This window comes from Algibacter lectus (genome assembly GCF_004368925.1).
Lineage (GTDB): Bacteria > Bacteroidota > Bacteroidia > Flavobacteriales > Flavobacteriaceae > Algibacter > Algibacter lectus.
The window spans coordinates 1,224,060-1,249,972 of record NZ_SORL01000007.1 but is presented as its reverse complement, the minus strand read 5'-3'; the positions used below and the strand labels follow the sequence as shown (position 1 = coordinate 1,249,972).

The window sequence follows — 25,913 nt, the reverse complement described above, 5'->3', positions numbered from 1 at the left end:
GGATAAGTTTTAAAAGTATTCCCTAAGTATAAATTTAGTTAGTTTTAGTTAGTTTTTTTTAAGTAGAAAAGTCGTCTGAGTTGTTTCGGGCGACTTTTTGTTTTCTGATATTTTACATCTGAAACCAAGCATAGGTTAATAATTGAACTATTTCATAACTAGAGTAATAGAGATTAAACATATGTGTTATTCTAAAAAACATACCTATTGCTATAATCTATTATAAATTAAGAGATTTGGTATTATATTAACTTAAATAACTTTTATAATGATTAAAAAATTACTTGTAACTTCTTGTTTAATAATGGGGAGTTTAGCTTACGGACAGTATGCAATGGACTTTGAATCTGGAACATTAACTCCAATTGTTAGGGCAGGTGCGGCAGCACAAGCCACCGCTGTTAATGCCTCTAACCCTTCAACATCAGGAATAAATTCTAGTGCAACGGCTTTTCAAATAACTTTAACAGATACAGCTCCGGCATGGAGATGGTTGGCTATTCAAAACCCTGGAGGAACTTATGGAGCAACTGATGGAACTTGGTGTAAATTTAAAATTTTATCGACTAATGAAACCGCGGTAGATGTACAGTTAGAACCTTGGTTTGGAGGTGCTAGATATTTAACAAATACGGTTTCACTTTCTGGTTTAACACTAAATACTTGGTACGAAGTTGAATTTAATTTTGAAGAAGCGGTAAAAGAGTCCGATAATAGCATTCTTGCAGGAACTGAGCCAGGATATCTATCTAGATTAGATATTAAACTTAATGCTACAGGAACTTATGATGGTGATGTTTTTTACATTGATGATATTCAGCAAAACACTAATGTTACTTTAAGCACAGCAAAAACAGAAGCAATAAATCAGCTTGCAGTTTACCCAAACCCTACAAGAGGTGAAGTAAATATTGTAAGTCCAGGTGTCACTATTAAAACTGTAGAGGTTTATAACGTAGTTGGTGCTTTGGTTGGTGCTTCTACTGATTTAACAAATTTTAAAAGCGGGGTTTACTTTCTAAAATTAAATACCGATGCAGGAAGCGTTACTAAAAGAATAGTTAAACAGTAAATATTTTATTAGTCACAAAAAAAACGAAAATCAACTTGATTTTCGTTTTTTTTTGTGACTAATTTTAATGTAATTAATAAGTTGAAAAGCTTATTTAATATTTATTTTTATAGAGCTAGAAGGTAAGCCTTCCGATGTTGCAAGAACTTCAATATCATCCGCTTTGTCCATAGCTTGTATAATTAATAAAGTGGTTCCGTTATAGGTTGTATTCACGTTAGTTTGAAATTTTTGAACACTCTTTTTCCATCCATTATCAATTCCTAATAATTTGGCATTTCCTTTTATTTCATAAGTAATTTCTTTGTTATCCGTTTTAACAGGGTTACCGTTATCATCAGTTAATTGTACAATAATATGCGAAACATCATAATTGTTAGCGTTGATAGATTTTTCTTCTGTAGAAAGCTTTATTTGCGTTGCCTTTCTTGCTGTAATTATTTCAGAAGTTATTTCTTTTCTATCCTTATAGCCTTTTGCAACTAAATTACCATCAGCAAAAGGAACGCCCCATTTGTAAATGTGGTCTTCAAAATCTGATAATTTCTTTTTGCCAAGAGATTTTTCATTTAAAAACAATTCTATTTCATCACAGTTAGAATATATTTCTACAGATATCATTGCGTCTGTATTATAATTCCAATGTTCGTTTACGTCTTGCCATTCCCAAAGTGCATGCTTCCATTTTTCAGGGTTTTTAGCAGTGATTTTGCCGTTAGAATCTATTTTATTTAATGATTTTTCAATGTTTTGAGTAGCAATATAAAGGTGTGGTTCGTTAGTCCATAATGTTTTCATCATATGGTACGATCCTTTTTTGAATCCAGCAGTATTTAATAAACCAGAAGGTTGAACACGAACAGGCCAAGGCGATCTAATTTCACCCATATAATCTATCCCTGTCCATAAAAATGTTCCAGAAATATGAGGGCGTTCCATAATGGCTTTCCACTCGTGGTATTGTGCTAAATTTTCGGTACCCATTATAGGTTTATCTGGGTAGTTTTTATGACCATAATCGTATAAAACACGTCTGTAACTATAGCCAATAACATCTAAAGCGTCGGCATATCCAGATAAATGGCTAGCAGAAGGTAAAATAAAGTTTGCCGTAACAGGACGTGTTGTATCTAGAGCTTTAGTCCATTTTGAAAGTTTTTGCGCTGTTTCGCCTATATCATATTTTCCTCTAGGTAAGGTTTCTAGTTGATGCTTAATTTCTTCAACAGAATATGGAGGTTCATCCCAAAAATAATTTCCATTCCAGTTCATATTGTTAAAAAATCCGGTTGCTGCAGCATTCCTTGGGTAGGTCCATTCTATTTCGTTTCCAATACTCCATTGAAAAATAGAAGGATGATTTCTGTGACTTAGCATTACAGCTTCTAAATCTTTATGAGCCCATTCTTGAAAATGTTCACCATAACCACGGGTAATATAATCGGTGCTTTTAGATTCGTTTTGGTTTAGACGTTTGTCTTTTGGGTTATCCCATTCATCAAAGAATTCATCTTGAACTAAAAAGCCCATTTCATCACAAAGGTCTAAAAGCTCTGTTGATGCCGGGTTATGCGAAATTCTAATGGCATTACAACCTCCATCTTTCAAAATTTGCAATCTGCGTTTCCAAACACCTTTTGGCACTGCGGTGCCAACAAGACCTGCATCGTGGTGTAAACAAACACCTTTAATTTTCATGTTTTGGCCATTTAAAAAGAAGCCTTTATTTGTGTCGAATTTAATGGTTCTAATTCCAAAATCAGTTTCGTAAGTATTAATATCCTGGTCCTCTTTTATAATGGTAGTTATGGCTTTGTAAAGATTCGGGTTGTCAATATCCCATAACGATGGATTAGCTATTTCAATTTTTTGAGTAACATTTTTTAAACTATTCGCTGCAAGACTTAAGTTGCTGCTAGTCGAGGCAACTTCTATATTGTTTTGATTAACAATACTTGTTTTTACCACAACATGTTCTTCCGAAGAAAAATCGTTTTTTACTGAAACTATTATTTGTGCTGTTGCTTTTTCTTTTGAAACTTCTGGAGTTGTAACAAATGTTCCCCAAACTGGAACGTGTATTTTGTTAGCTGTAATAAGCTGTACGTTTCTGTAAATACCAGCGCCTGTGTACCAACGACTATCGGCATATCTAGTATGATCAATTTTTACGGTTAGCACATTGTTCTTTCCGTTTTTATTTAAATACGAACTTAAATTAAAATAAAAAGGAGAGTAGCCATAAGGGTGGAATCCTAATTTTTTACCATTAATCCAAACTTCAGAATTGTTGTAAACGCCATCAAAAAGAACATAGGTAACTTCGTTTTCGTTAAACGGTTTATCAAATGTTTTTCTATAATAACCATAACCTTTACTTGCTAAGTAGCCGGTTGCCTTGGCATCGTTGGCTAATAAAGAATCGAATTTACTTTCTACAGCCCAATCATGTGGTAAATTTAGTGTTCTCCAATTTTCATCATTAAATTCGGGAGTGTTAGCTAGAGAAATACTATCATTTGATAATTTAAATTTCCAATCAAAATTAAAATCTTTAATATGTTCTGTAGCAATTTTGTTGTCTTCTGCGGGTTTGCAATTAAATAAGGCTATACTTATAAAAAAGCATAACATGGGTTTTAGATTTTTTAAATTCATTTTTAGTTTATTTGGTTTTAGTGATTTTTATTTGAATTCCATTAAGCCAAACAATACAATATTGAAGGCCGTTTTTTTTAGTAGATTTATATTTTTAAAACTTAATTAGAGCAAATTAAATATTGCATTTATAGAGCTACTTTTAAAATTTAAAAGTAAAGTTGTTACTTAGGTTGATACATAATAAATGTATTGTTTTATAACACATTTGATTAATGGAATAAATATAGTATTGATTATATGGTGACTTGCTCTTTTCTAAAAGCAGCGGGTGTTTTTTTAGTATGTTTTTTAAAGGTTCTAGAAAAGTATGCTAAGTTTTCAAATCCTACTTTTTGAGCAATTTCTTTAAGAGAACTAGTTGTGGTTAATAACAGTAATTGCGCGCGTTCTATCCTTTTGGATTGTATATATTTATTAGGTCTAATGCCATGAGTTTTATAGAAAAGTCTTGAGAAATAATCTGTACTATAATGGCACTTGTTAGCCAATTCGTCTATAGTTATTGGCGCATGTAGATTTTCATTAATATAGTTCTGTATTAGGTATATAGCTTTATTTGGGGTAACGTGGTCTTTATTGATTTTGTGGTTGGTTATAAATTTGGATAACAAAGTGGTCAAAATCCCTTGGGTTTCCAGTAACTCTTTGGCGTTTAACGTATCGTTTTGCTTAATAAAATCTTGCAAAGTTGGTCGATTGTCGTATGTTTTTGGGTTACTGTTTTTTATTTTTCTGTTATTATTTAATTCTACGAGCCGCTGAAAATAGTAAAGACAGTTTTGATCTGCTTCAATTTCATATTCAAAATCTTTTATTCCATATATAGAAAGTCCGTTACTAATATCTTCTAAAAAACTTATATAGTATTGTTCGTGGTAGTCTTCGCAGGTATATCGAGCATAAGTGTAACTTGGTACGAGATAAATATGGTTTGGTTTTAAATCAAAAACCTTATTACTGTGGTAAACTTTTGCTGAGCCTTTTGTGATATAGTACATGCGAGTAAACGGACTAATCACGTTATCAAAATCCCATAGAGCATTTAATTTGGCATAACCGGTATTAAGTAATGTTAATCTTAAAGACTGAAAAATTTCTAACATTTTTTTTGATTAGTTTGATTACTGATTTTTTTAAAGAGACTGTTTTCAAAATTACACCAATTCACTCATAAAACTACAAATAAAAGGTGTGTTTTATACTTGACAATAACTGAACATGTCGGAAATGTGTATTTTTAGGGCTGATTTATACAGTTTTAACGGAATTGTAAAAATTATCTTTGAAAGATCAACTAACTATAATTTTATGTTCAAAGGTATGAGTTTTTACACCCTGATTCTAGGGGTGTTATTTATGTTTTCGTGTGGCGGACCAGATTTGCCAGAAGCTGTTTATGTAGCTTATAAAGAGCTACCAAAAAGCATAGATTTTAATCAGCATGTTAAACCTATTTTGTCGGATAAATGTTATTTGTGCCATGGGCCAGATGCAGGTAATATTAAAGGTGGTTTACAATTGCATACAGCAGATGTAGCCTATGCCGAGTTGCCAGAATCGCCAGGTAAAGTAGCTATTACACCAGGGAATTTAGAAAAAAGTGAATTTTTTCATCGTATTATTTCGGATGATCCAGATTTAATTATGCCCGAGCCCGGATCTCATCTTACTTTAACCAATTATGAAAAAGCAGTTCTTATTAAATGGATTGAAGAAGGAGCAGAGTATAAAGAACATTGGGCCTTTTTAAAACCCGAAAAACCAGAAATACCTAAGGTAAAGCAAACTGAATTTGTTTCAAATACCATTGATAATTTTGTTGTTAAGCAATTAGAGAACTTAAAATTATCACCTTCAGAAAAAGCGGATAAAGAAATTTTATTACGTCGTGCTTCTTTCGATTTAACTGGGTTACCTCCAACTTTAGAAGAATTAGATGCTTTTGTAAAAGATACATCGCTAAATGCTTTTGAGAAACAAATAGACCGTCTTTTAGCATCGCCTCATTATGGTGAACACATGACTTTGGATTGGATGGATCTTTCGCGTTACGCAGATACACATGGGTATAGTAATGATAGATATCGAGATACTTCGCCTTGGAGAGATTGGGTCATTGAAGCTTTTAATAAAAACATGCCTTATGATGAGTTTGTTACCTGGCAATTAGCAGGCGATATGTTCGAAAATGCGACACGAGAGCAAAAATTAGCAACAACATTTAATAGATTACACCCTCAAAATCTTGAAGGAGGTATTATTGATGAAGAGTTTAGATCGGAATATGTAGCAGATAGAACCGCAACTGTTAGTCAAGGTTTGTTAGGTTTATCTTATGCTTGTGCTAAATGTCATGACCATAAATACGACCCGATTTCTCAGAAAAACTACTTCGAAATGTACAGTTTTTTCAATAATGTAGACGAAACGGGATTAATTCCGTGGGATTTGGCAACACCAGTGCCTGCAATGATGCTTCCTACTAAGGAACAAGAAGAGGTTTTAGCTTACTTAGAAACTTTAGTAGACGATTCCGAAGAAAAAGTAAAAACAACAACTAGTAAAGAAAAGCCTAAAGCCGAAAAGTGGATTGCTAGTAATCAATTCAAAAAAATACCATCAAAAAAGCAACCTAAAGGCTTAGTGGCTGCATTTAATTTTGATAATGAAAAACTTATCAATTTAGCAGGTGGTAATGGGCAGAATAAAATAAGAATGCGTCAGCAATTTGTTGATAACGAAAAGGCTATTTATAAAAAAGGAGCAAGTGGTAAAGGTCTTTTTATGAATGGTGATACTTGGTTAGATTTAGATAACATTGGTATTTTTCAAAGAAGTCAACCTTTTAGTATTGGCATTCAGGTTTACATTCCTAAAGACTTAGAAACAGGCGTGATTTTTCATAAAATGAATAGTCCAGAACTGCATAGTTTTAGAGGGTATCACTTAAAAATTAAGGATAATAAAATAGAAGCCTTATTAGCGCATGTATATCCTGATAACGCTATTGTTGTAGAGTCGCTTAACGATGTGCCAAAAGAAAAATGGGTGCAATTAACCATGACTTATGATGGTTCTAGTAAAGCAAATGGCGTGTCTATATTTATGGATGGTGAAAAATTACAAACTAAAACTGTGTTTGATAATTTATATAAAGACATTGTTTTTCATGGCTTAAGATTATATGGTAAGGATAGTCCGCGTCTAGAACCTGGTTTACGTATTGGAGCAGTTTGGAGAGGAAAAGGAATTAAAGATGCTACTATTGATGACCTTATGGTATTCAATAAAGAATTAACAGAAATTGAAGTTTTACAAATTGCAAACCCTGATAATTTAGATAAAATTAAGCAAAAGGAATTAGCGGATTTAAATGAAACTGAAAAAGAAAAATTAGCTGAGTATTATTTAGCTAATAATTCTGAAGCTTATAGTTCTGCGCTTAAAGATTTAGAACAAAAGCGTTTGGTGTTAGCAGATAGTATAGATCCTATTAAGCAAATTATGGTGATGAAGGAGAGTAAGCTTAATAGACAAACTTATATTCTAGATAGAGGTAATTATGATTCTCCTACGGATAGTGTTTTTCCAAATGCTCCCGAAGATATATTTCCTATGACGGAAGATATGCCTAAAAATAGATTGGGGCTTGCTAAATGGATTACACATAAAGACAATCCGTTAACAGCTCGAGTAACAGTAAACAGATATTGGCAAAATATCTTTGGTAGAGGACTTGTAAAAACGTCAGAAGATTTTGGAAACCAAGGTGAGTTGCCAAGTCACCCAGCATTATTAGATTGGTTGGCTATTCAATTTATTGAATCGGGTTGGGATGTAAAAGCTTTGCATAAAACCATAATGATGTCTAGCACCTATCAACAAAGCTCTGTTATTACTGAAGCACTTTTAGCTGTAGATGGAGAAAATAAATGGTTAGCACGAGGCCCATCAACCAGATTATCTGGAGAAATGCTTCGTGATAATGCCTTATATGCTTCAGGTTTATTAAACACCAAAATAGGAGGGGAAAGCGTAAGGCCATACCAACCAAAAGGTTTATGGAAAGTAAACGGTGATACTTATGTGCAAGATGGAGAAGAAGGTTTATATAGACGAAGTATGTATACTATTTGGAAGCGTACCGTACCAAACCCAACAATTTCAATTTTCGATGCACCAACAAGAGATTTGTGTACTACTCGTAGGCAAAAAACAAATACACCACTTCAAGCTTTGGTAATTTTAAACGATCCTACTTACATAGAAGCTTCTAGAGTTTTAGGAAAACAAATTACAGAAGCCGATGATTTAAAAACGGGAATTACCAGTGCTTTTAAGAGGTTAACGGGACGCCAGATCAGCAATGAAGAATTAGATTTATTAACTGCTTTGCAAAAAGAGGAATTTAAAAAATTTGATGCTAATCTAGAGAAGGCAAAAGGATGGCTCCAAACTGGTGCTTTTGAAATCGCTGAAACAGATAATAAAGCCCTTATTGCGGCAAATGCGGTTGTAGCAAGTACTATTATGAATGCTGATGCTAGCATAACCAAAAGATAAAAAGCTAAACTCTAAATAAAGAAAAGACATTATGTGTAACGATCACCACAATAAACTAACATCTAATAATAGAGATTTACAAAAAATTGAACGGCAAATAGACCGAAGACATTTTTTAAAGAAAACCTCTTTAGGCCTAGGTGCCATAGCGCTAAGTAGCTTACTTGGATCAGAAAAAATGTTTGGGGCTACAGGCAACAAAACTAAAGAAGATTTAATTCTAGAGAACTACAATAAAAACAGGCTGGGCTTACCACACCATTTGCCTAAAGCAAAACGTATAATTTACTTATTTCAAAGTGGAGGACCTTCGCAAATGGATTTATTCGATTATAAACCAAAGTTGGTCGATATGTTTGGCAAAGAATTGCCAGAGTCTATTATTGGCGGACAACGTTTAACAGGGATGAGTGGCAGCCAAAGCACCTTGCCAATTGCACCGTCTACATTCAATTTTAAACAATACGGAAAATCTAAAGCGTGGGTAAGTGACGCCATGCCTTATTTATCTGAAGTTGTTGACGATTTATGTTTTATGAAGGGCATGCAAACCGATCAAATTAATCATACGCCGGCCATAACCTTCATGCAAACGGGGCATCAATTACCAGGTAGACCATCAATTGGTTCTTGGTTAAGTTATGGTTTAGGGTCCGATAATGAAAACCTTCCAACGTTTATAACATTAGTTTCAAAAAATGGAAAAGGGCAACCTCTAAAATCGAGTTTGTGGGGTAATGGTTTTTTACCAACAGAACATCAAGGTGTACAATTTAGATCTGGTAAAGATCCGGTATTGTATTTAAGCGATCCTGAAAATTACGATGGTAACGATAGAAGACACATGTTGGATTATTTAGGAGGTTTAAATGATATTCAAAATGATGCTTACGGAGATCCTGAAATTCAGGCAAGAATGTCTCAGTACGAAATGGCCTTTAAAATGCAAACTTCTGTTCCGGAAGTAGCCGATTTATCAGATGAACCAGATCATATTTTTGAATTATATGGTAAAGATAGTAGAGACCCTGGAACTTATGCGGCCAACTGTTTAATGGCTAGAAAGCTATTAGAAAAAGGAGTGAAATTTGTTCAATTATATCACCAAGGATGGGATCAGCATAATAACTGTCCGGGAGGATTAAAAAATCAATGTAAAAAAACAGATCAAGGTACAGCAGCTTTAATAAAAGATTTAAAGCAACGTGGTATGCTAGATGATACCCTTGTAATTTGGGGAGGCGAATTTGGAAGAACGGTTTATTCTCAAGGTCAATTAACAAAGGAAAATCACGGAAGAGATCATCATCCAAAAGCATTTACAATGTGGATGGCTGGAGCAGGTGTTAAGCCCGGGTTTTCTTATGGAGAAACAGACGATTTTAGCTATAATGTGATAAAGGATCCTTTACATGTACATGATTTTCATGCAACACTAATGCATCTGGTTGGTGTAGATCACGAGCGTTTAACCTTTAAACATCAAGGGCGCCGATATCGATTAACTGATGTTCACGGTCATGTTGTAAAAGATTTATTAACCTAATCCTAAAAGTTATGTCATCAAGAAGAAATTTTATAAAAAAAACAGGTTTAGCTGGGGCTGCTTTAACCGCTATGCCGTCATTTGGATTTCATATTATGAGAAAACCAAAGGGCAAAGAAGTTATTTTAGGTCATGGCGATTATCAATATAAATTAATAAAAGATTGGGCTAAAATGAGCTCCATTGAAACACCTTTGCTTAACTGCCACGAAATGCAAATGGACAGTAAAGGCCGATTAGTTATGATTGGAGATCATCCAAAAAATAACGTAATCATTTTCGATAAATCTGGGAATGTAATAGATTCTTGGGGAACGGCTTATCCGGGTGGACATGGTTTAACGATATCAGACGAAGGTGGAGAAGAGTTCTTGTTTTTGGCCGATTCTGGTTGGTTTTTAAACAAACAAGGAGGCTGGACAAAACATAATGGTCGTATTAGTAAAACCACAATGGATGGTCGTGTTGTTTTCGATATCGGTCATCCAATTACTATAGGTATTTATAAACCAGGAGAATCTTTTTGTCCTACAGAAACAGCTATTGGGCCTAATGGCGATATTTATGTGGCCGATGGTTATGGTATGAGTAGAATTATTCAATATGATTACAACGGCAGATACATAAGACATTGGGGAGGAAGTGATAATCCTGATAAAAATTACCAAATAATGAGTGCTCACGGTGTAGCTATAGATTACAGAGAGAAAGGCAACCCAATGGTTGTTGTAACCTCTAGAAATCAAGCTAGTTTTAAATGGTTTACGCTAGATGGTAAGTATATTAAAACATTACACTTACCGAATATGCAAGTATGTAGACCGGTGTTTGATGATACTAATTTATATGCTGGTGTTTGTTGGTCTCAGCCCGAAGTAGGAAAAACAGATTGGACACAACCAACAGGATTTGTTACTATTTTAGAAGGCGACAAAGTGGTTTCAAACCCAGGAGCAACAGCACCTATTTATGTAAATGGAGAACTTCAAAAATCGTATCAATTAACCGATAGACCAATTTCTCACGGTCATGATGTTTGTGTCGATAATGATAAAAACTTATATATCTGCCAATGGAGAGCAGACAAAACACCTCCTTTAAAATTAGAACGCATTTAAAAAATATAAAGAAAAAGATATATGGATAATAGTGTTCCAGATTTTGTATTGTTTTTAGGTAGATTTCATCCGCTTGTAGTGCATTTGCCTATAGGTTTTTTGTTTTTTGCTTTTGTATTGGAAGTTTTTAGTCGATGGAAAAAAAATCCAATGTTAACCACAGGTATTCCTTTGGCATTGCTTTTAGGCGGAATAAGTGGTGTAGTAGCTTGTGCTTTGGGATATATGCTATCTTTAAGTGGCGATTATGAAGCAGACGCTTTAGATACGCACTTTTGGTTTGGTATAGCAACTACGGCAATTGCTTTTATAGCATGGTTAATTCGAATAGAAAAAATAAAAATAGCCAAATTAAATCGTTTGCAACCTAATATTTCATCACTAACCTTATTGGTTATTCTATTAAGTGTTACAGGCCATTATGGAGGTAACTTAACACATGGAAGTGATTATTTATTAAAATATTCCCCTTTCGGGAAAGAAGAAAAAACAGAACTTGTAGCTGTAACAAAGATAGAAGATGCTCAGGTTTTTAATCATTTGGTAGGTCCTATTTTAGATAATAAATGTGCTAGTTGCCATAATGAAAGTAAGAAAAAAGGAAGTTTGTCTTTCCACGATTCTATAGCGATTTTAAAAGGAGGGAAAAACGGTAAAATAATAATTTCAGGAAATGCCTCGGAATCGGAAATGATTAAGCGTGTACTTTTAGAACCACATCACGATGATTTTATGCCACCAGAAGGCAAAACCCCTTTAACAGAAGAAGAAATAGCCATATTAACCTATTGGATAGATAACGCTAAAGGAAATTTTGATGCTACTGTTGCAAACGTTGAAACTCCAGAAGATATTTCGGGTATTGCGAGCACTATGCTGGGTTTATCTACTTCCGGAGCAAAAGGGGTAGATATTGCTTTACCAACTGTAAATATGGTAACAGCTAATCAAATTGTAGACCTTGAAAAAGAAGGGTTTACTTTAAGAGAACTTGTTTTCGATTCAGGTTTGTATGAGGTTGTTTTGACTCCAAATACAGTGGTTAAAGGTGATGGTCAAGCGGCTTTAAAGAAACTTGAGAAATTACTTACCATAAAAGAGAATATTATTTGGTTATCTTTAGAGGATAATCAATTAACAGATGAAAGCTTGAAAATAGTTGGTCAATTACCTAACATTCAAAAGCTGAAATTAAATAAAAATCCTTTGTCAGATACTGCTATTACTGAATTAGTTAATTTAAAAAATTTAACGAGTTTAAATCTATACGGTACTCAAGTAACCTCAAAAAGTTTACAAACTATTGCAAAGATAACGAGTTTAAAGCATGTATACGTTTGGAAAACTAACATTAAACAAGAGGATATAGATGAAATGGCATTAAACGATTATCCTGAAGTTATTTTAGGATTATAAAAACAACTTTTATGAACAAAAGCATATTTATAAAAAGCATAATTTTTCTTTTGTTATTATCATGTTCCTCTAAAAAAGGTTCAAAAGCAAAAGAATTAAGTACGCCAAAATATACAGCAGATTGGGAATCATTGCAGAAATATGAAGTTCCAGAATGGTATAAAGATTTAAAATTTGGTATTTATTTTCATTGGGGACCATATTCTGTACCGGCATATAAAAATGAGTGGTATTCTATTTGGATGTATAAAGAAGGGCATGATATAAATAAGTATCATAAGGAAACCTATGGGAATTTGGATACATTTGGATACAAGGATTTTATACCCATGTTTAAAGCTGAAAAATTCGATGCTGATGTTTGGGCCGATTTATTCGTAAAAGCAGGTGCGCAATTTGCAGGGCCTATTGCAGAACATGCCGATGGTTTTGCCATGTGGGATAGTGATTTAACAGAATGGGATGCTAAAGATATGGGGCCAAAAATAGATGTTGTTGGCGAAATGGAAAAAGCAATAAAAGCTAGAGGTTTAAAATTTATTACCACTTATCATCGTCATTGGTTATATTCATGGTATCCTACCTGGGATGAAAATACTGATGCTTCTAATCCGCTTTATGAAGGTCTTTATGGACCAAAAGTTCCGGAGGGCACTTTTGTTATGGCAAACAAACCAACAAATCCTTTACCAGATGATAAATTTAATCAAGAATGGTTGGATAGGTTGACCGAATTAACAACCAAATACGATCCGGATATTGTTTGGTTTGATAATAAAATGGATATTATAGGTGAAGACTATAGAAAACAATTTTTAGCCAATTTTTATAATCAAGGACTAGCTAAAGGTAAAGATGTTGTGGTTACTTATAAGTTTACAGATTTAGCGATAGGATCGGCAGTTTTAGATTTAGAACGTTCTAGAATGAGTGAAAAGAAAGACTTCACTTGGTTAACAGATGATTCTATAGATTGGAATGCTTGGAGTAATATTCAGAATCCGGCTTATAAATCAACCAACAGATTAATCGATTTCTTAGTCGATGTTGTAAGCAAAAATGGAGCCGTTCTATTAAATATAACACCTACTGCAGAAGGTGTAATTCCTGAAGAAGTTGAAAAGCGACTATTACAGATGGGCGAATGGTTAACCGTTAATGGAGAAGCTATTTACGGAACTCGACCATGGAAAATTTATGGGGAAGGCCCTGCCGAAGTGATTGAAGGTCATTTAAGCGAACATAAAAATAAAGACAATACAGCAAAAGATATTCGGTTCACTACAAAAGGAGAAACCTTATATGCTACAGTTTTAGATTGGTCTACAGAACCTATTCACATTAAATCATTATCTAATAAGGATCAAACCATTAAGAGTATTGAACTTTTAGGTAGTGATGAAACCATCATTTGGGAACAAACTAGCAGCGCATTAATCATGCAACCATCAAAAGTAAAAATTGGTGATTATGCTTTTGTTTATAAAATAAACTTCTAACAACATTTACTCCTCAGTTCTACATGGGTTTTTATCGAAAACCCGTGTTTGTTGGCTTTACAAAGCCCTGTTTTAACAAATTTTTATGATTTTATCCATATGTTTTGTTTAAAAAATCATTTGTTACCATTCAAAACGTGAAGAAAAACAAAATTTGTAGAACTAAACTTTAAACAATACAAATATGAAATTTAATTTACTTGTTGGGTCTAGACACAAAACTTTTTTAACAATACTATTTTTTGTTATCAGTCTTGGTTTAGTGCAGGCACAAACAAAAACCGTAACCGGAAATGTAACAGGAGAGGGACAGCCTCTTCCTGGGGTGAGTATCTTGGTTAAAGGAACAGCTACGGGAACTGTTACCGATTTTGATGGAAACTTCGAAATTAAAACAGATTCTAAAGGTGTGCTAATTTTTACCTACATAGGTTTTTTAGCGCAAGAAGTTCCTGTTAATGGACAAACCAAAATGAATGTAGTTCTGAAAACCGACGTTGCCACTTTAGATGAGGTTGTGGTAATTGGTTATGGAAAGCAAAAGAAAAGAGAGCTTACAGGAGCTGTTGGGCAAGTTCAGGCAGAAGCCATTGAGCGCATATCAACATCGGATGTTGGTAATGCACTTCAAGGACAAATTGCTGGTGTAAACGTTACATCGAGTAGTGGGCAACCAGGTTCGGATGCTGTTATTCTAATTAGAGGGGTTAACTCTGTTTTTGGTAGTAACACACCTCTTTACGTTGTTGATGGAATTCCTCAAGATGGTAACCCTCAGTTGAGTGTTGCGGAGATTGAAACAATTGATGTACTTAAAGATGCTGCTTCTGCTGCTATTTATGGTACAAGAGGTTCTGCTGGTGTTATTTTAATAACCACAAAAACTGGTAAAGTTGGTAAAATGAATATCAGCGTAACGAGTTACATGGGAGTTCAGGATATTACTTCTAGCGTGCCTTTAATGAATTTTGAAGAATCTGTTTATGAGAATTTTTTACGAGTAGGTCACCTTAACGGAACTTTTCCAAACAATTCATTTACAACGTTAGAGCAAAATCCAAACGATTTTACTAACGATACCTATTTAATGGATATTTTACAAGTTGATAATGCTCGAATTCAAAATCACACCATGAATGTTTCTGGTGGTAAGGGTGGACTTATGTATAACGTATCTATGAATTATTTTGATCAAGTAGGATCTTTAATTAATTCTGGTTTAGAGCGTTTAAACGTTAGAGCGAATACAACTTATAAAAAGGATAAGTGGACGGTTACTACAGGTATTGGTTTAAGAACCGATCAACAGCAGTATACTCCATGGGGAATTTTATTAGATGGTTACAGGTATAAACCTTACCAAAAATTAATTGATCCTAACTCTCCAACTACAGAAGATAGTGCGGGTAATAATACAAGTAATGATGCTGTTAACTTAAGTTATTTAACAGGAAAGCTTAAACAATCTGATATTAGAACAGGTGATAACATGAGTATGCGTGTTCAAATAGATCACCAGTTAAACAAAAATTTAAAAGTAACAACTCGTGCATCTATTGGTCGTAATAACAATATGCGTACTACAATAAATCCATTATTCACAGCTTATGCTACAGATGGAACGCTAATACCACAACAAATTAGATCAGGAGTTAAGGAGCAAAGCAGTAGAAATACCAGTGCTACTATTGATGGTATTATTACATTTAATAAAAAGTTTGGTGATCATCAAGTAGGACTTGTTGGAGCATTATCTACAGAGAAATATACATTTAAATCGTTCTTTGCTCAAAAATTCGATTTATTTAATAACGAGATCACTACATTAAACGGAGCAACTTTAGATGCTAACGTTGGTACTGGAAGCGGTTGGGGACAAGATAGAGTGAATACTTTAATTGGTATGCTAGGTCGTGCTCAGTACGATTATAAAGGTAGATATTTATTAAGTGCGAGTTTACGTCGTGATGGAACAAGTCGTTTTTCTGAAGATAACAGATGGATTTATGCGCCATCAGCTTCTGCTGCATGGATTATTTCAGATGAATATGGTTGGGATGATATCTTTGGTAAAACTTTCAACTTCTTAAAAGTTAGATTTAGTTACGGTACTACAGGTAACCAAAGTATACAAGATTATAGTACAGATCCAACTATTTCTATTGGTAATGATTATGTTTTTGGTACAGGAGCGAATGAAGAACTTGTATTAGGAGCCGTTCAAGAAGCTTTTAAAAACCCTAATGCAAAATGGGAGAAGAAAATTGAAAAGAATTTTGGTTTAGATTTCGGGTTTTTTAATAACAAACTAACACTAACAAGTGAAGTTTATGATGGATCTAGAACTAATATGTTATTCCCAGTTATTTTACCTCCAACTGTAGGTGGTGGAAACAATTCTACTGTAATTCTTAATGTAGGAGATATGCGTAACTATGGTGTGGAATGGAGTGCAAATTATAAACATAGAGGAAAATTAAATTGGAATCTATCTGCAAACTATGCGGCCAATAACAATTTAATTACTAGAATGAGTGATTCTAATAAATTCTCATTTTTAGGAGGAAGTCAAGTAGCTCCAGGTTTACCTAGTGAAGATTTAGTAACAGCTTTAAGAGAGGGATATCCAGCAGGTGCTTTCTTTCTTATAGAAACTAATGGTTTAGTAAAAACAGAAGCAGAATTGGCTGAATATAGATTATTAGATCCTACTGCTAATTTAGGTTCGCTTAGGTATGTAGATCAACCTACTGTAGACACCGATAATGATGGTGTTGCCGATGCAGGTGATGGTGTGTTTGATCTTGATGATAGAGTTTTTAAAGGAAGTGGAGCTCCAGATTTTGAAGTTGGGTTAAACTTTAATGCTGATTATAAATCGATAGATTTTTCAATGAACTGGTATGCAGCTGTTGGAGGAAATATTATAAATGGAAGTAAGGCTTACGCTTACAAACAAGGTACTCACAGAGATTTAGTGTATCAATGGTCTCCAGCAAACCCAACATCAAATATCCCTGCCGATAGAGGTCGTGATAACTTTAATTACAGAGGTTATACCGACTTATGGTTACAAGATGGAAGTTTTGCTCGTTTAAAAAACACAACTTTAGGATATACATTACCTAAAAAATGGAGTAATAAACTAAATATCACAAAACTTAGATTTTATATAGCAGCAGATAACCTTATTACTATTACTAGCTACGATGGTTTCGATCCAGAAGTTGGTAATGATGGTTTAAATACAAGAGGTATTGATCAAGGAACATATCCTATCAGTACACAATATAGAGCTGGTGTTGAATTTAGATTTTAATAAAAAAAATAAGAAACATGAAAAAATTAATATTTAACAAAATAGCTGTTGTTTTACTGTGTATTATATGCAGTACTTCATGCTCGACAGAAGAATTTCTGACTGAAACAAATCCCAATGAGTTGTCAACGGGTAGTTTTTGGAAAAACAATCTAGATCTTAACTCGGGGTTAACCTCTGTATACAATGCTTTTAAGAACACCAATAATTTCTTAATAGTAGAAGAAAACTGTAAAGCAGATATGACTTGGCCTGGTTTCGGTAGACCAAATTCTAACAATCAATTTTCACCGTTTTATATATATACCTACAATGATTCTCAATCACAAATTAACAACAAGTGGTCATCATTATATGTAACTATATTTAGAGCAAATCAGGTTATTGAAAATGGTACGCGATTAATGGCGACTTATACAGATCAAACAAATATTGATTTTGCAACTCAAATAATGGCGCAAGCTAGATTTTTTAGAGGGATTGCTTATTCATATTTATACAATACTTTCAACCAAGGTAGTGTGCCTATTTTTGATTTTGTTCCAAAAGGTGAAAGTGAGTTTTATCAACCTTTAAGCCCTGCTTCAGAAGTTAAAGCTTTTTATTTAGCAGATTTAGAGTATGCTTATGAAAATTTACCTCCAATTTGGAGTCAGAACGTAGATTTAGGACGTGTAACTTCAGCAGCGGCAGCAGCAGAACTTGGTAGAAGTTATTTATATGAAGAAGATTATACTAAAGCTTCAGAATATTTTAACGACATTATAACTAATCCAGAATATCAAAGAGCTTTAGTAGATAATATTGATGATAATTTTTCAGCAGCAGGAGAGTTTAATTCAGAATCTATTTTGGAGGTGAGTTATTCTGTTAACTTTAAGTCTGAGTTAAATGCTTTTGATTCTCAAAACGTTTCCAACTCACTAGCTAGAGCTTTTGCATCAGGTAATGTTGGTGGCTACAGAAGTGGCATACCTAGCTGTTGGTTACAAATGGAATACAAAAATGAAAAGATGGATTTAAACGATCCACGTAATTACGTGCCTTGTGAAGATGGAAGTGAAGGCTGTGATCCGATAACATTAATGAGACCTAGATCATATTCATTACGTACTTCTTATACATTAGCGTTGGTTGACGATATAGATACACCATATTATGGAGGGTTTTTAGCAGGAGCTATTACACCTTTCAATAATAAAGAAAATGCTTATTTTAGAAAGTATACAAATTGGGCAACCGTAACTACTGAAGCCGATTTTATACCAAACTCACGTTCTCCTATCAATATTCGTTTAGTGCGTTTAGCTGATGTATTATTAATGCAAGCTGAATGTTTAATTAAAGGAGGAACCGATGATAGTAACCTTGAAGAAGCTCTAGTTTTAGTAAACAAGGTGAGATACCGTTCTGCTTTGCAATTGTTAGGGTTAGATGGAACTGGAGAGCATCCAGCGGCAGATCATGATAATGTGGCGTATAATGCACAAAGCTTAATGGAGCATTTAATGTATATTGAAAGACCCTTAGAATTATCTGAAGAAGGTCATGCCGTTCGTTTTCTTGATTTGAGACGTTGGGGAGTTCTTAAACAACGTTTTGAAGACTTGAGTACCAGAACTTATTATGGAATGCATTATGAGACAAAAGATAAAGATGGTAAAACAGTTACAAGATGGAATTCTATTTTACAAGAAGGAACTCCTCCATTAGCTACCGATTATGTCTATAAAGATTACGAACAAGCTGCAGTAAATTATAATGAAGCTTTACATGCTTACTATCCTATTCCAAATAGTGAAGTAACAGCTAACCCTAATTTAAATAACTAAAAAAAAATAACATGAAAAATAAATTAATTTTAATAGCATGTATCATTTCACTTTTTGCGGCTTGCACAAGTAGTGATGATTATGATGCTCCGAATTCGTTTTCAGATGTGTCATGGTATACAAGTGCGTTTAGAAGCGCTACACTGGGTGTAAGTGTTAATGATTTCGCTTCTTTTTCAGATTTGTCTCAAGGTGAGTTATCTCATTCATGGACTATTGAAGAGGGGAGTTTCTTTTTAGAAGGCCCGATCACTAGATCAGATTCTGTATATGATGAATTTATTATTGAACCAAGATCTTTAGAAACCGAAGATAAAACAGTACATGTATTATTTACCGAAGGTGGACTTAAAAAAGTTAGACTTTATAATGTGTTTAAAGATTCTGTAGCATTTAAAGGAGGAGACGATTTTATATTTCCAGCTAAAAGAGAATCAGGGCAATGGGTTATTGATACTACGTTTATTGTAGATGTATACGATACTATTGTACCTCAAATTTTAATTCGTCAAAATGGAGTTGTAATTCCACATGAATCAGTTTCTGATATTATTACAGTAGAAGCAGGTTCTACTCTCGAGTTGGTAGATGTTACAACTATTGGTCGTCCTAATACAAGAAGTTGGAATATAGCAGGAGTAACAAATACAGACTCGTTAGCAGTTATCCAATTTAATAAACTTGGTGAGTTTAAGGGGAATTTAAATTTAAGCAGACAAGGGGAAGAAATACCTGGAGATTATGAAAATTATAAAATTCCAGCAACCTTTAATGTAATTCCTTCATCGCTTCCATTTGAAGTTTCAGCAGAATTAATTGAATTAGAAAATCAAACAATTGAAGTTCCATTTAATGGAGAGTTTGCTCCTTTTGGAGATCAAGAGCCTTTCTTTACAGTTAACGTAAATGGATCTCCTTTTACAATTTCTTCTCTAGCTAGAAGTGCTACGGATGCAACTAAACTAGAAATCAAATTAGTAGATCAAATCTATAGATCAGATGTTATAACAGTTACTTATGATGGTAATGGAACGTTAGAGTCTACAGATACACGTAGTCCTGTTGCTTTTACAGATTTACCAGTTGCAATGTTTCAACATGAAGCTATTAAGTTTGATTTTGAAACAGGAGCAGGAAATTTTGTACCAAGAGATGGAGAAAATTTAGCAACTACTACTATTGAAATATCTACAGAGCAAGCAGCTAGTGGCACCAACAGTATAAAAATGGATGCAGCGGCATCAGGAAATTGGTCAGCTTGGATTAATTATACTGATACTTTTACGCTACAAGCTGGGGTACCTGTAATGTATGAATATAAAATATACAAAGTTTCTGGGACAGCAATAAATTTCTTAGCTCCATGGATTAATAGAGGAGGAAATACGACTGTGCAACAATTTTGGCATAATACCATCCAATCGGCTCCGTTTGATGAATGGACTACCATAAGAACTCAATTAGCGACACCATCAAATACAGCTAATGATTACAATATGTATTTTAGACATAGTGGATCAGGAACTATTTATTTAGATGATGTACGTATTATTGAGGCAGATGAAAGACCTTAAATCATTTTCTAATTAAGATATATTCAAAAAAGGTTTCGCATATTTTGCGAAACCTTTTTTATGTTAACATAAACCATAATTTATCGTAATAAAAACATATGTGATATTACTTGTTTGTATATATATGGATATTTACATGATTAAAAAAAATACAAAATGAATAAAATTCTTGCACTCTGTTTAGCAATCATAGCATTTTCTTCTTGCTCAGAAGGAACAAAAAAGAAAACAAAAACAACGACTACAAAACAACCAAATATCATCTACATCATGTCAGATGATCATACCACACAAGCATTTGGTATTTATGGCAGCAGGTTAGCGAGCTTAAACCCAACACCAACATTAGACAAAATTGCAAGCGAAGGTATTATTTTCGATAATTGTTTTGTAAATAATTCAATTTGCACACCAAGTAGAGCGGCCATTTTATCGGGTCAACACAGTCAAGCCAACGGTGTTTTAGATCTAGAAGGCGCACTGCCTATGGATAAGCAATACCTGCCTATTGAAATGAAAAAATTAGGTTACCAAACAGCCATGATTGGTAAATGGCATTTAAAAGAACAACCAAATTTCGATTACTTTAATGTGTTTACAAAACACGGTCAGCAAGGTTCGTATTTTGATCCTTACTTAACTGAAACCGGAATGCATTTTGCTGAAGAAAAAGACCCAAGTTATGAGGGCAAACAATATAAAGGGCACAGTTCAGACATTGTTACCGATATTTCTATAGATTGGTTAAAAAACAAGAGAGATCCATCTAAACCTTTTGTGTTATTTCATCAATTTAAGGCGCCTCATGACGATTTTGAGTTTGCACCACGATATTTAGATTATTTAAAAGATACTGAGATTCCTGAACCCGAAAGTCTTTATGATAATGGAAATAATGGATCGATTGCAACTCGAGGTCAGAATGATTCTTTAATTGATGTTATTGGTTCATCAGTTTCAAAAAGAAACACGATTAGGCATATGGGTATGCGTCTTTGGAGCAAGCAATACACTAAAAACAATAATCCTGATTTCGACCCTACGCAGGCAGATGGTCTAAGTGAAAAAGAATATATACACGCTACTTACCAAGAGTATTTAAAAAGATATTTACGTTGTGTAAAAGGAGTTGATGATAATGTGGCACGATTAATTAAATATTTAAAGGCCGAAGGTTTATATGAAAACACAATTATTGTTTATACAGGTGATCAAGGGTTTATGCTAGGAGAACATGATTATATTGATAAAAGATGGATGTATGAAGAGTCTTTAAGAATGCCATTTTTTGTGCGTTATCCAGAAAAAATAAAAGCCGGTACAAGAACCGATGCGATAATAAATAATACAGATTTTGCACCTACACTTATTGAATTAGCAGGCGGAAAAGCTCCAGAAAAAATGCAAGGTCATAGTTTTAAAACTATTCTAGAAACAGGCAAAGAGCCAGAAGGTTGGCAACAATCTAGTTATTATAGATATTGGATGCATATGGCCCATGCACATGCTAATCCTGCACATTTTGGTATTAGAACAAAACAGTATAAACTAATTTTCTTTTACGGGAAATATTGGGTAGATACAGATAATCCTGAAGCAGATTGGAATAAGAAAAGTTGGGGTAACAGATTTACTTTGCACACACCAGCTGCTTGGGAATTTTACGATTTAGAAGCAGATCCTAAAGAAATGAATAATGCTTACAGCGATCCTAAATACAAAACGATTATTGCCGATTTAAAAGAGCAGTTAATAGCTAAACGTAAAGAGTTAAATGAGGAAGATGGAGCGAAGTATCCTCATATCCAAAAAGTGATTGATGAACATTGGAATGATTAAATAAAAAGATATGAAGTGTTTTTTTAAAGTAATTTTAGTTGCTTTGCTATGTTTTTCTATTAATGGTTTTAGTCAATTAAAAAAGGAAAACTATAAAACGAATAAAACATACCAAATTCCTAAATGGGAAGTATTAGATATTTCTTTTACAAATAATGTTGATGTAAAATCACCATATACAGCTAAATTTAAGGCCGTTTTCACTCACGAAAACGGTTTTATTCAAGAAGTACCAGGTTTTTATAATGGCAATAACGAATGGATTATACGCTTTTCGAGTAGTTTAGAAGGGCAATGGAGATTTGAAACCAAAGCAGACGTTAATAAATTATCTGGTAAAAAAGGAAAAGTAACAGTTACAGAAGCTAAAGAAAACAATCATGGTGCTGTAACTGTTAATAAAGAAGACCCTCAGCATTTTTATTATGAAGATGGAACACCGTATTTTTTATTAGCTTTTGAATGTGATTGGTTATACGCTTTAGATTATCATAATGATAAGAATCTTCCAAAAACAGAACATTTACTGAATTTAATAGAAGAAAGCGGATTCAATCAAGTTGTAATGAATGTGTTTTCGTACGATGTAAGTTGGAAGAAAGATGAAAAATTAAAAGACCATCCAGAGCATGAATTTGGAGGACCTAAAAATATATTTCCTTTTCTTGGTAATAATGAAAAACCAGATTATTCCGCTTTAAACCCAGAGTTTTTTCAAAAATTAGATCGTACCATTAGCTTAATGCACGATAAGAGAATAGTATCTCATTTAATGATTTATGTATGGAACAAACTTGTTGCGTGGCCAGACATGAACACGGAAGCAGATAACATGTATTTCGATTATGTTGTTAAAAGGTATCAAGCGTTTCCAAACGTAATATGGGATATCTCTAAAGAAGCCTTGTTTTATGGTAGGGCAGATGAGGCCTATATTCATGGCAGAATAGAACGTGTTAGAGCTAACGATGAGTTTAATAGATTGTTATCTGTACACGATTTTAAATACTGTTCAAGATTCCCTGAAAAGGTAGATTTTATTTCAACTCAAAATTGGGTTCATGATATTTATAATAAAATGCTCGATGCCAGAAACAAGTTTAAGGACAAACCTGTTTTTAATATAGAACACGGAGGGTATGAAGGGTCGCCGTATAAAGTGTTTACCGGCGATTATACCAATGCCGAAACTTGTTTACGTCGGAACTATATGTGCCTATTTGCCGGAGTATATACAACATACTATTGGCAAGGCGCATCATGGAATGTAATTATTTATAATCCGTTTGAGCAACCAGAGAGTTTTATTAAACCAAAATTTGAATATTTCGAGCATATGCAAAAACTGTTTACTCAATTCAATTTTAGTAAAATGAAACCAACACCATGGAAAAATGGAAGCGCTTATAATTTAACCGATGATAACGAAACTGTTTTACTCTATATCCATAAAGAAAACTATGGAATTGATGCGGCTTTTTTAAGAAAGGAGCATAACAATAGAACGGTTCAGTGGTTTAATACCTTAACGGGAGAATTTAGTGATATTGAAGCGGTTTCTAAAAACGGCAAATTTATATCTCCTTGGCAAGGAAAGGCCGATTCTATAATAATTTCAAGGCTTAAGTAGCCAATAGCGAGTGTTTTAAACATTTGCTCTAGTATAAAAGACATACGTTTTGTTGCTTTTAAGTTGATAATCAGAACTTCGTTAAATAATTTTTAAAAAACCGAAAACCATTTAACAATTTAGTAAATATGAATTTTAGAATATATAAGTTGTTCACCTATTTGTTATGTTCGATAGTTATTTTATCATGTAACAACGACAAAAAAAGTAACAAAGAAGTTGTTCAAACCCAAAAACCAGTTTTCGAGGCAAATTGGGAATCTATTAAAGCCAATTATAAAGACCCGGAATGGTTTAATCAAAAAAAGTTCGGAATTTTTATTCACTGGGGTGCGTATAGCGTACCAGCATATGGTTCAGAATGGTATCCAAGACAAATGTATATGGATACGGCCAACTTTAATGCACAGTTAAATACAGGCCGAAAAGGACCTTCTAAAGAATATTTGCATCATAAAAAAATATGGGGAGATCAAAAAGATTTCGGTTATAAGGATTTCATTCCTATGTTTAAAGGAGAAAAATTTGATGCTAATCAATGGATAGATTTATTTAAAGAAGCTGGTGCAAAATATGTAATACCAGTTGCAGATCATCACGATGGTTTTGCTATGTACAAATCGAATACCACAAGATGGAATGCTTATGACATGGGACCTAAACGTGATGTTTTGGGTGAGCTTTTTACAGCAGGAAGAAGTAAAGGCATGATTATGGGAGCATCTTCTCACTTTGCGTTTAACTGGTCTTTCTACAACAAAAAAGATCATTTTGATACTACAGATCCTGAATATGCAGATTTATATTCTTCAAAAGGAAAAGATCTAAAAGAACCGGTTTCAGAAGAGTTTAAAGCACGTTGGTGGGACAGAACAAAAGATCTTATCGATAACTATCAACCAGATATTTTATGGTTCGACTTTTACTTAGATATTCCAGATTATGCAGACCAAAGACCAAAATTAGCGGCTTACTATTATAATAAAGGGATTGAGTGGGGTAAAGAAGTGGTTTTACAAGATAAAAACTTCTCACACGAGGCATTTCCAGAAGGCACAGTTATTTACGATTTAGAACGAGGTAAATTACCAGGTATTAGAAAGTTACCTTGGCAAACAGATACGTCTATAGGAAAGAATTCTTGGAGTCATGTTACCAATTGGAAATCTAAAACGGCAAATGAAATAGTTGACGATTTAGTAGATATAGTAAGTAAAAACGGAAATTTATTATTGAATGTGGGTCCTAAAGCTGATGGTACTATTCCAGAGGATCAAAAAGAAATTTTGCTTCAAATTGGTGGTTGGTTAAAAACAAATGGAGAAGCTATTTATGATACTAAATATTGGAAAACATTTGGAGAAGGCCCTACGGAAGTTAAAAAAGGACACCATTCTGAAGGTAATAATGAAGGACTATCTTCTAAAGATATAAGATTTACAACTAAAGGAAATAAATTATATGCTATTGTGCTAGATTGGCCAGAAGATGGTAAAGTTAATATTACAACTTTAGCTAAAAATGCAGAATATGCCAAAGATTTAAATATTTCTAATATAGAAGTATTAGGAAGCTCTGAAAAAATTGAATGGACACAAAACGATCAGGGTTTATTGGTAAACATGCCAAAAGTAAAGCCAACTGATTTTGCATATGTAATTGCACTTTCGTTTTAAAAATTTTTGTTTCGCTAGTAGTTAGTTTTAAAAGTGCATTTATTAATTTAAATGTGCTTTTTTTTATTGTTGTAATCAATGCAAATCCAATTTATCAATACGTATAAGATTGTTTTGTGTACTATATTGTTTCCGTTACAACGAAGCTTTAAACATCGTTTTTACACA

14 protein-coding genes are annotated in these 25,913 nt (G+C 33.6%); 12 read left to right on the top strand and 2 right to left on the bottom strand.

Annotation, left to right across the window (positions count from 1 at the left end; all coding sequences use genetic code 11):
- The first annotated feature begins 268 nt into the window (after positions 1 to 268).
- Positions 269 to 1,072: a T9SS type A sorting domain-containing protein gene (locus tag DFQ06_RS05885; RefSeq protein ID WP_133966636.1), complete on the top strand. Its 804-nt coding sequence runs from the start codon at positions 269 to 271 to the stop codon at positions 1,070 to 1,072.
- Between the two features lie 90 nt (positions 1,073 to 1,162).
- On the opposite strand, the gene DFQ06_RS05880 is transcribed toward DFQ06_RS05885, so the two are convergent.
- On the bottom strand, positions 1,163 to 3,730 hold the full coding sequence (locus tag DFQ06_RS05880; protein WP_235833499.1) for a glycoside hydrolase family 2 TIM barrel-domain containing protein: 2,568 nt from the start codon (positions 3,728 to 3,730) through the stop codon (positions 1,163 to 1,165).
- Between the two features lie 236 nt (positions 3,731 to 3,966).
- Positions 3,967 to 4,836: an AraC family transcriptional regulator gene (locus DFQ06_RS05875; protein ID WP_042504575.1), complete on the bottom strand. Its 870-nt coding sequence runs from the start codon at positions 4,834 to 4,836 to the stop codon at positions 3,967 to 3,969.
- 217 nt (positions 4,837 to 5,053) lie between these two features.
- Between DFQ06_RS05875 and DFQ06_RS05870 the strand changes: the two genes are divergently transcribed.
- From DFQ06_RS05870 to DFQ06_RS05820, 11 genes are all read left to right on the top strand, one after another.
- A complete protein-coding gene (locus DFQ06_RS05870) occupies positions 5,054 to 8,296 on the top strand; it encodes a DUF1553 domain-containing protein (RefSeq protein WP_133966634.1) in 3,243 nt (1,080 codons plus the stop codon).
- 31 nt (positions 8,297 to 8,327) lie between these two features.
- Positions 8,328 to 9,842 carry a DUF1501 domain-containing protein gene (locus DFQ06_RS05865; RefSeq protein ID WP_133966632.1) on the top strand — a complete coding sequence of 505 codons (1,515 nt, stop codon included), beginning with the start codon at positions 8,328 to 8,330 and terminating at the stop codon, positions 9,840 to 9,842.
- Between the two features lie 11 nt (positions 9,843 to 9,853).
- Complete coding sequence (locus tag DFQ06_RS05860) at positions 9,854 to 10,960, top strand: twin-arginine translocation signal domain-containing protein (protein WP_074935656.1); 1,107 nt, start codon at positions 9,854 to 9,856, stop codon at positions 10,958 to 10,960.
- A gap of 21 nt (positions 10,961 to 10,981) precedes the next feature.
- Positions 10,982 to 12,376 carry a DUF2231 domain-containing protein gene (locus tag DFQ06_RS05855; RefSeq protein ID WP_133966630.1) on the top strand — a complete coding sequence of 465 codons (1,395 nt, stop codon included), beginning with the start codon at positions 10,982 to 10,984 and terminating at the stop codon, positions 12,374 to 12,376.
- Positions 12,377 to 12,387: 11 nt separating this feature from the next.
- Positions 12,388 to 13,875, top strand: coding sequence for an alpha-L-fucosidase (locus DFQ06_RS05850; protein WP_133966628.1), 1,488 nt, complete (start codon positions 12,388 to 12,390; stop codon positions 13,873 to 13,875).
- Between the two features lie 184 nt (positions 13,876 to 14,059).
- Positions 14,060 to 17,194, top strand: coding sequence for a SusC/RagA family TonB-linked outer membrane protein (locus tag DFQ06_RS05845; protein WP_042504578.1), 3,135 nt, complete (start codon positions 14,060 to 14,062; stop codon positions 17,192 to 17,194).
- A gap of 17 nt (positions 17,195 to 17,211) precedes the next feature.
- Entirely contained in the window at positions 17,212 to 19,026 is a 1,815-nt protein-coding gene (locus DFQ06_RS05840; protein ID WP_042504579.1) for a RagB/SusD family nutrient uptake outer membrane protein, read from the top strand.
- A gap of 11 nt (positions 19,027 to 19,037) precedes the next feature.
- The gene (locus DFQ06_RS05835) at positions 19,038 to 20,600 is read left to right on the top strand and encodes a hypothetical protein (protein WP_042504580.1); all 1,563 of its coding nucleotides are present in this window, start codon (positions 19,038 to 19,040) and stop codon (positions 20,598 to 20,600) included.
- Positions 20,601 to 20,756: 156 nt separating this feature from the next.
- Complete coding sequence (locus DFQ06_RS05830) at positions 20,757 to 22,439, top strand: sulfatase family protein (protein ID WP_133966626.1); 1,683 nt, start codon at positions 20,757 to 20,759, stop codon at positions 22,437 to 22,439.
- 10 nt (positions 22,440 to 22,449) lie between these two features.
- On the top strand, positions 22,450 to 24,069 hold the full coding sequence (locus DFQ06_RS05825; protein ID WP_133966624.1) for a DUF5060 domain-containing protein: 1,620 nt from the start codon (positions 22,450 to 22,452) through the stop codon (positions 24,067 to 24,069).
- Between the two features lie 128 nt (positions 24,070 to 24,197).
- On the top strand, positions 24,198 to 25,745 hold the full coding sequence (locus DFQ06_RS05820) for an alpha-L-fucosidase (protein ID WP_133966622.1): 1,548 nt from the start codon (positions 24,198 to 24,200) through the stop codon (positions 25,743 to 25,745).
- Positions 25,746 to 25,913: the final 168 nt, after the last annotated feature.

Excerpts from the sequence above, each read along its gene's own strand:
- DFQ06_RS05885 (WP_133966636.1), top strand. The coding sequence starts at position 269 with ATGATTAAAAAATTACTTGTAACTTCTTGTTTAATAATGGGGAGTTTA.
- DFQ06_RS05880 (WP_235833499.1), bottom strand. The coding sequence starts at position 3,730 with ATGAATTTAAAAAATCTAAAACCCATGTTATGCTTTTTTATAAGTATA.
- DFQ06_RS05875 (WP_042504575.1), bottom strand. The coding sequence starts at position 4,836 with ATGTTAGAAATTTTTCAGTCTTTAAGATTAACATTACTTAATACCGGT.
- DFQ06_RS05870 (WP_133966634.1), top strand. The coding sequence starts at position 5,054 with ATGAGTTTTTACACCCTGATTCTAGGGGTGTTATTTATGTTTTCGTGT.
- DFQ06_RS05865 (WP_133966632.1), top strand. The coding sequence starts at position 8,328 with ATGTGTAACGATCACCACAATAAACTAACATCTAATAATAGAGATTTA.
- DFQ06_RS05860 (WP_074935656.1), top strand. The coding sequence starts at position 9,854 with ATGTCATCAAGAAGAAATTTTATAAAAAAAACAGGTTTAGCTGGGGCT.
- DFQ06_RS05855 (WP_133966630.1), top strand. The coding sequence starts at position 10,982 with ATGGATAATAGTGTTCCAGATTTTGTATTGTTTTTAGGTAGATTTCAT.
- DFQ06_RS05850 (WP_133966628.1), top strand. The coding sequence starts at position 12,388 with ATGAACAAAAGCATATTTATAAAAAGCATAATTTTTCTTTTGTTATTA.
- DFQ06_RS05845 (WP_042504578.1), top strand. The coding sequence starts at position 14,060 with ATGAAATTTAATTTACTTGTTGGGTCTAGACACAAAACTTTTTTAACA.
- DFQ06_RS05840 (WP_042504579.1), top strand. The coding sequence starts at position 17,212 with ATGAAAAAATTAATATTTAACAAAATAGCTGTTGTTTTACTGTGTATT.
- DFQ06_RS05835 (WP_042504580.1), top strand. The coding sequence starts at position 19,038 with ATGAAAAATAAATTAATTTTAATAGCATGTATCATTTCACTTTTTGCG.
- DFQ06_RS05830 (WP_133966626.1), top strand. The coding sequence starts at position 20,757 with ATGAATAAAATTCTTGCACTCTGTTTAGCAATCATAGCATTTTCTTCT.
- DFQ06_RS05825 (WP_133966624.1), top strand. The coding sequence starts at position 22,450 with ATGAAGTGTTTTTTTAAAGTAATTTTAGTTGCTTTGCTATGTTTTTCT.
- DFQ06_RS05820 (WP_133966622.1), top strand. The coding sequence starts at position 24,198 with ATGAATTTTAGAATATATAAGTTGTTCACCTATTTGTTATGTTCGATA.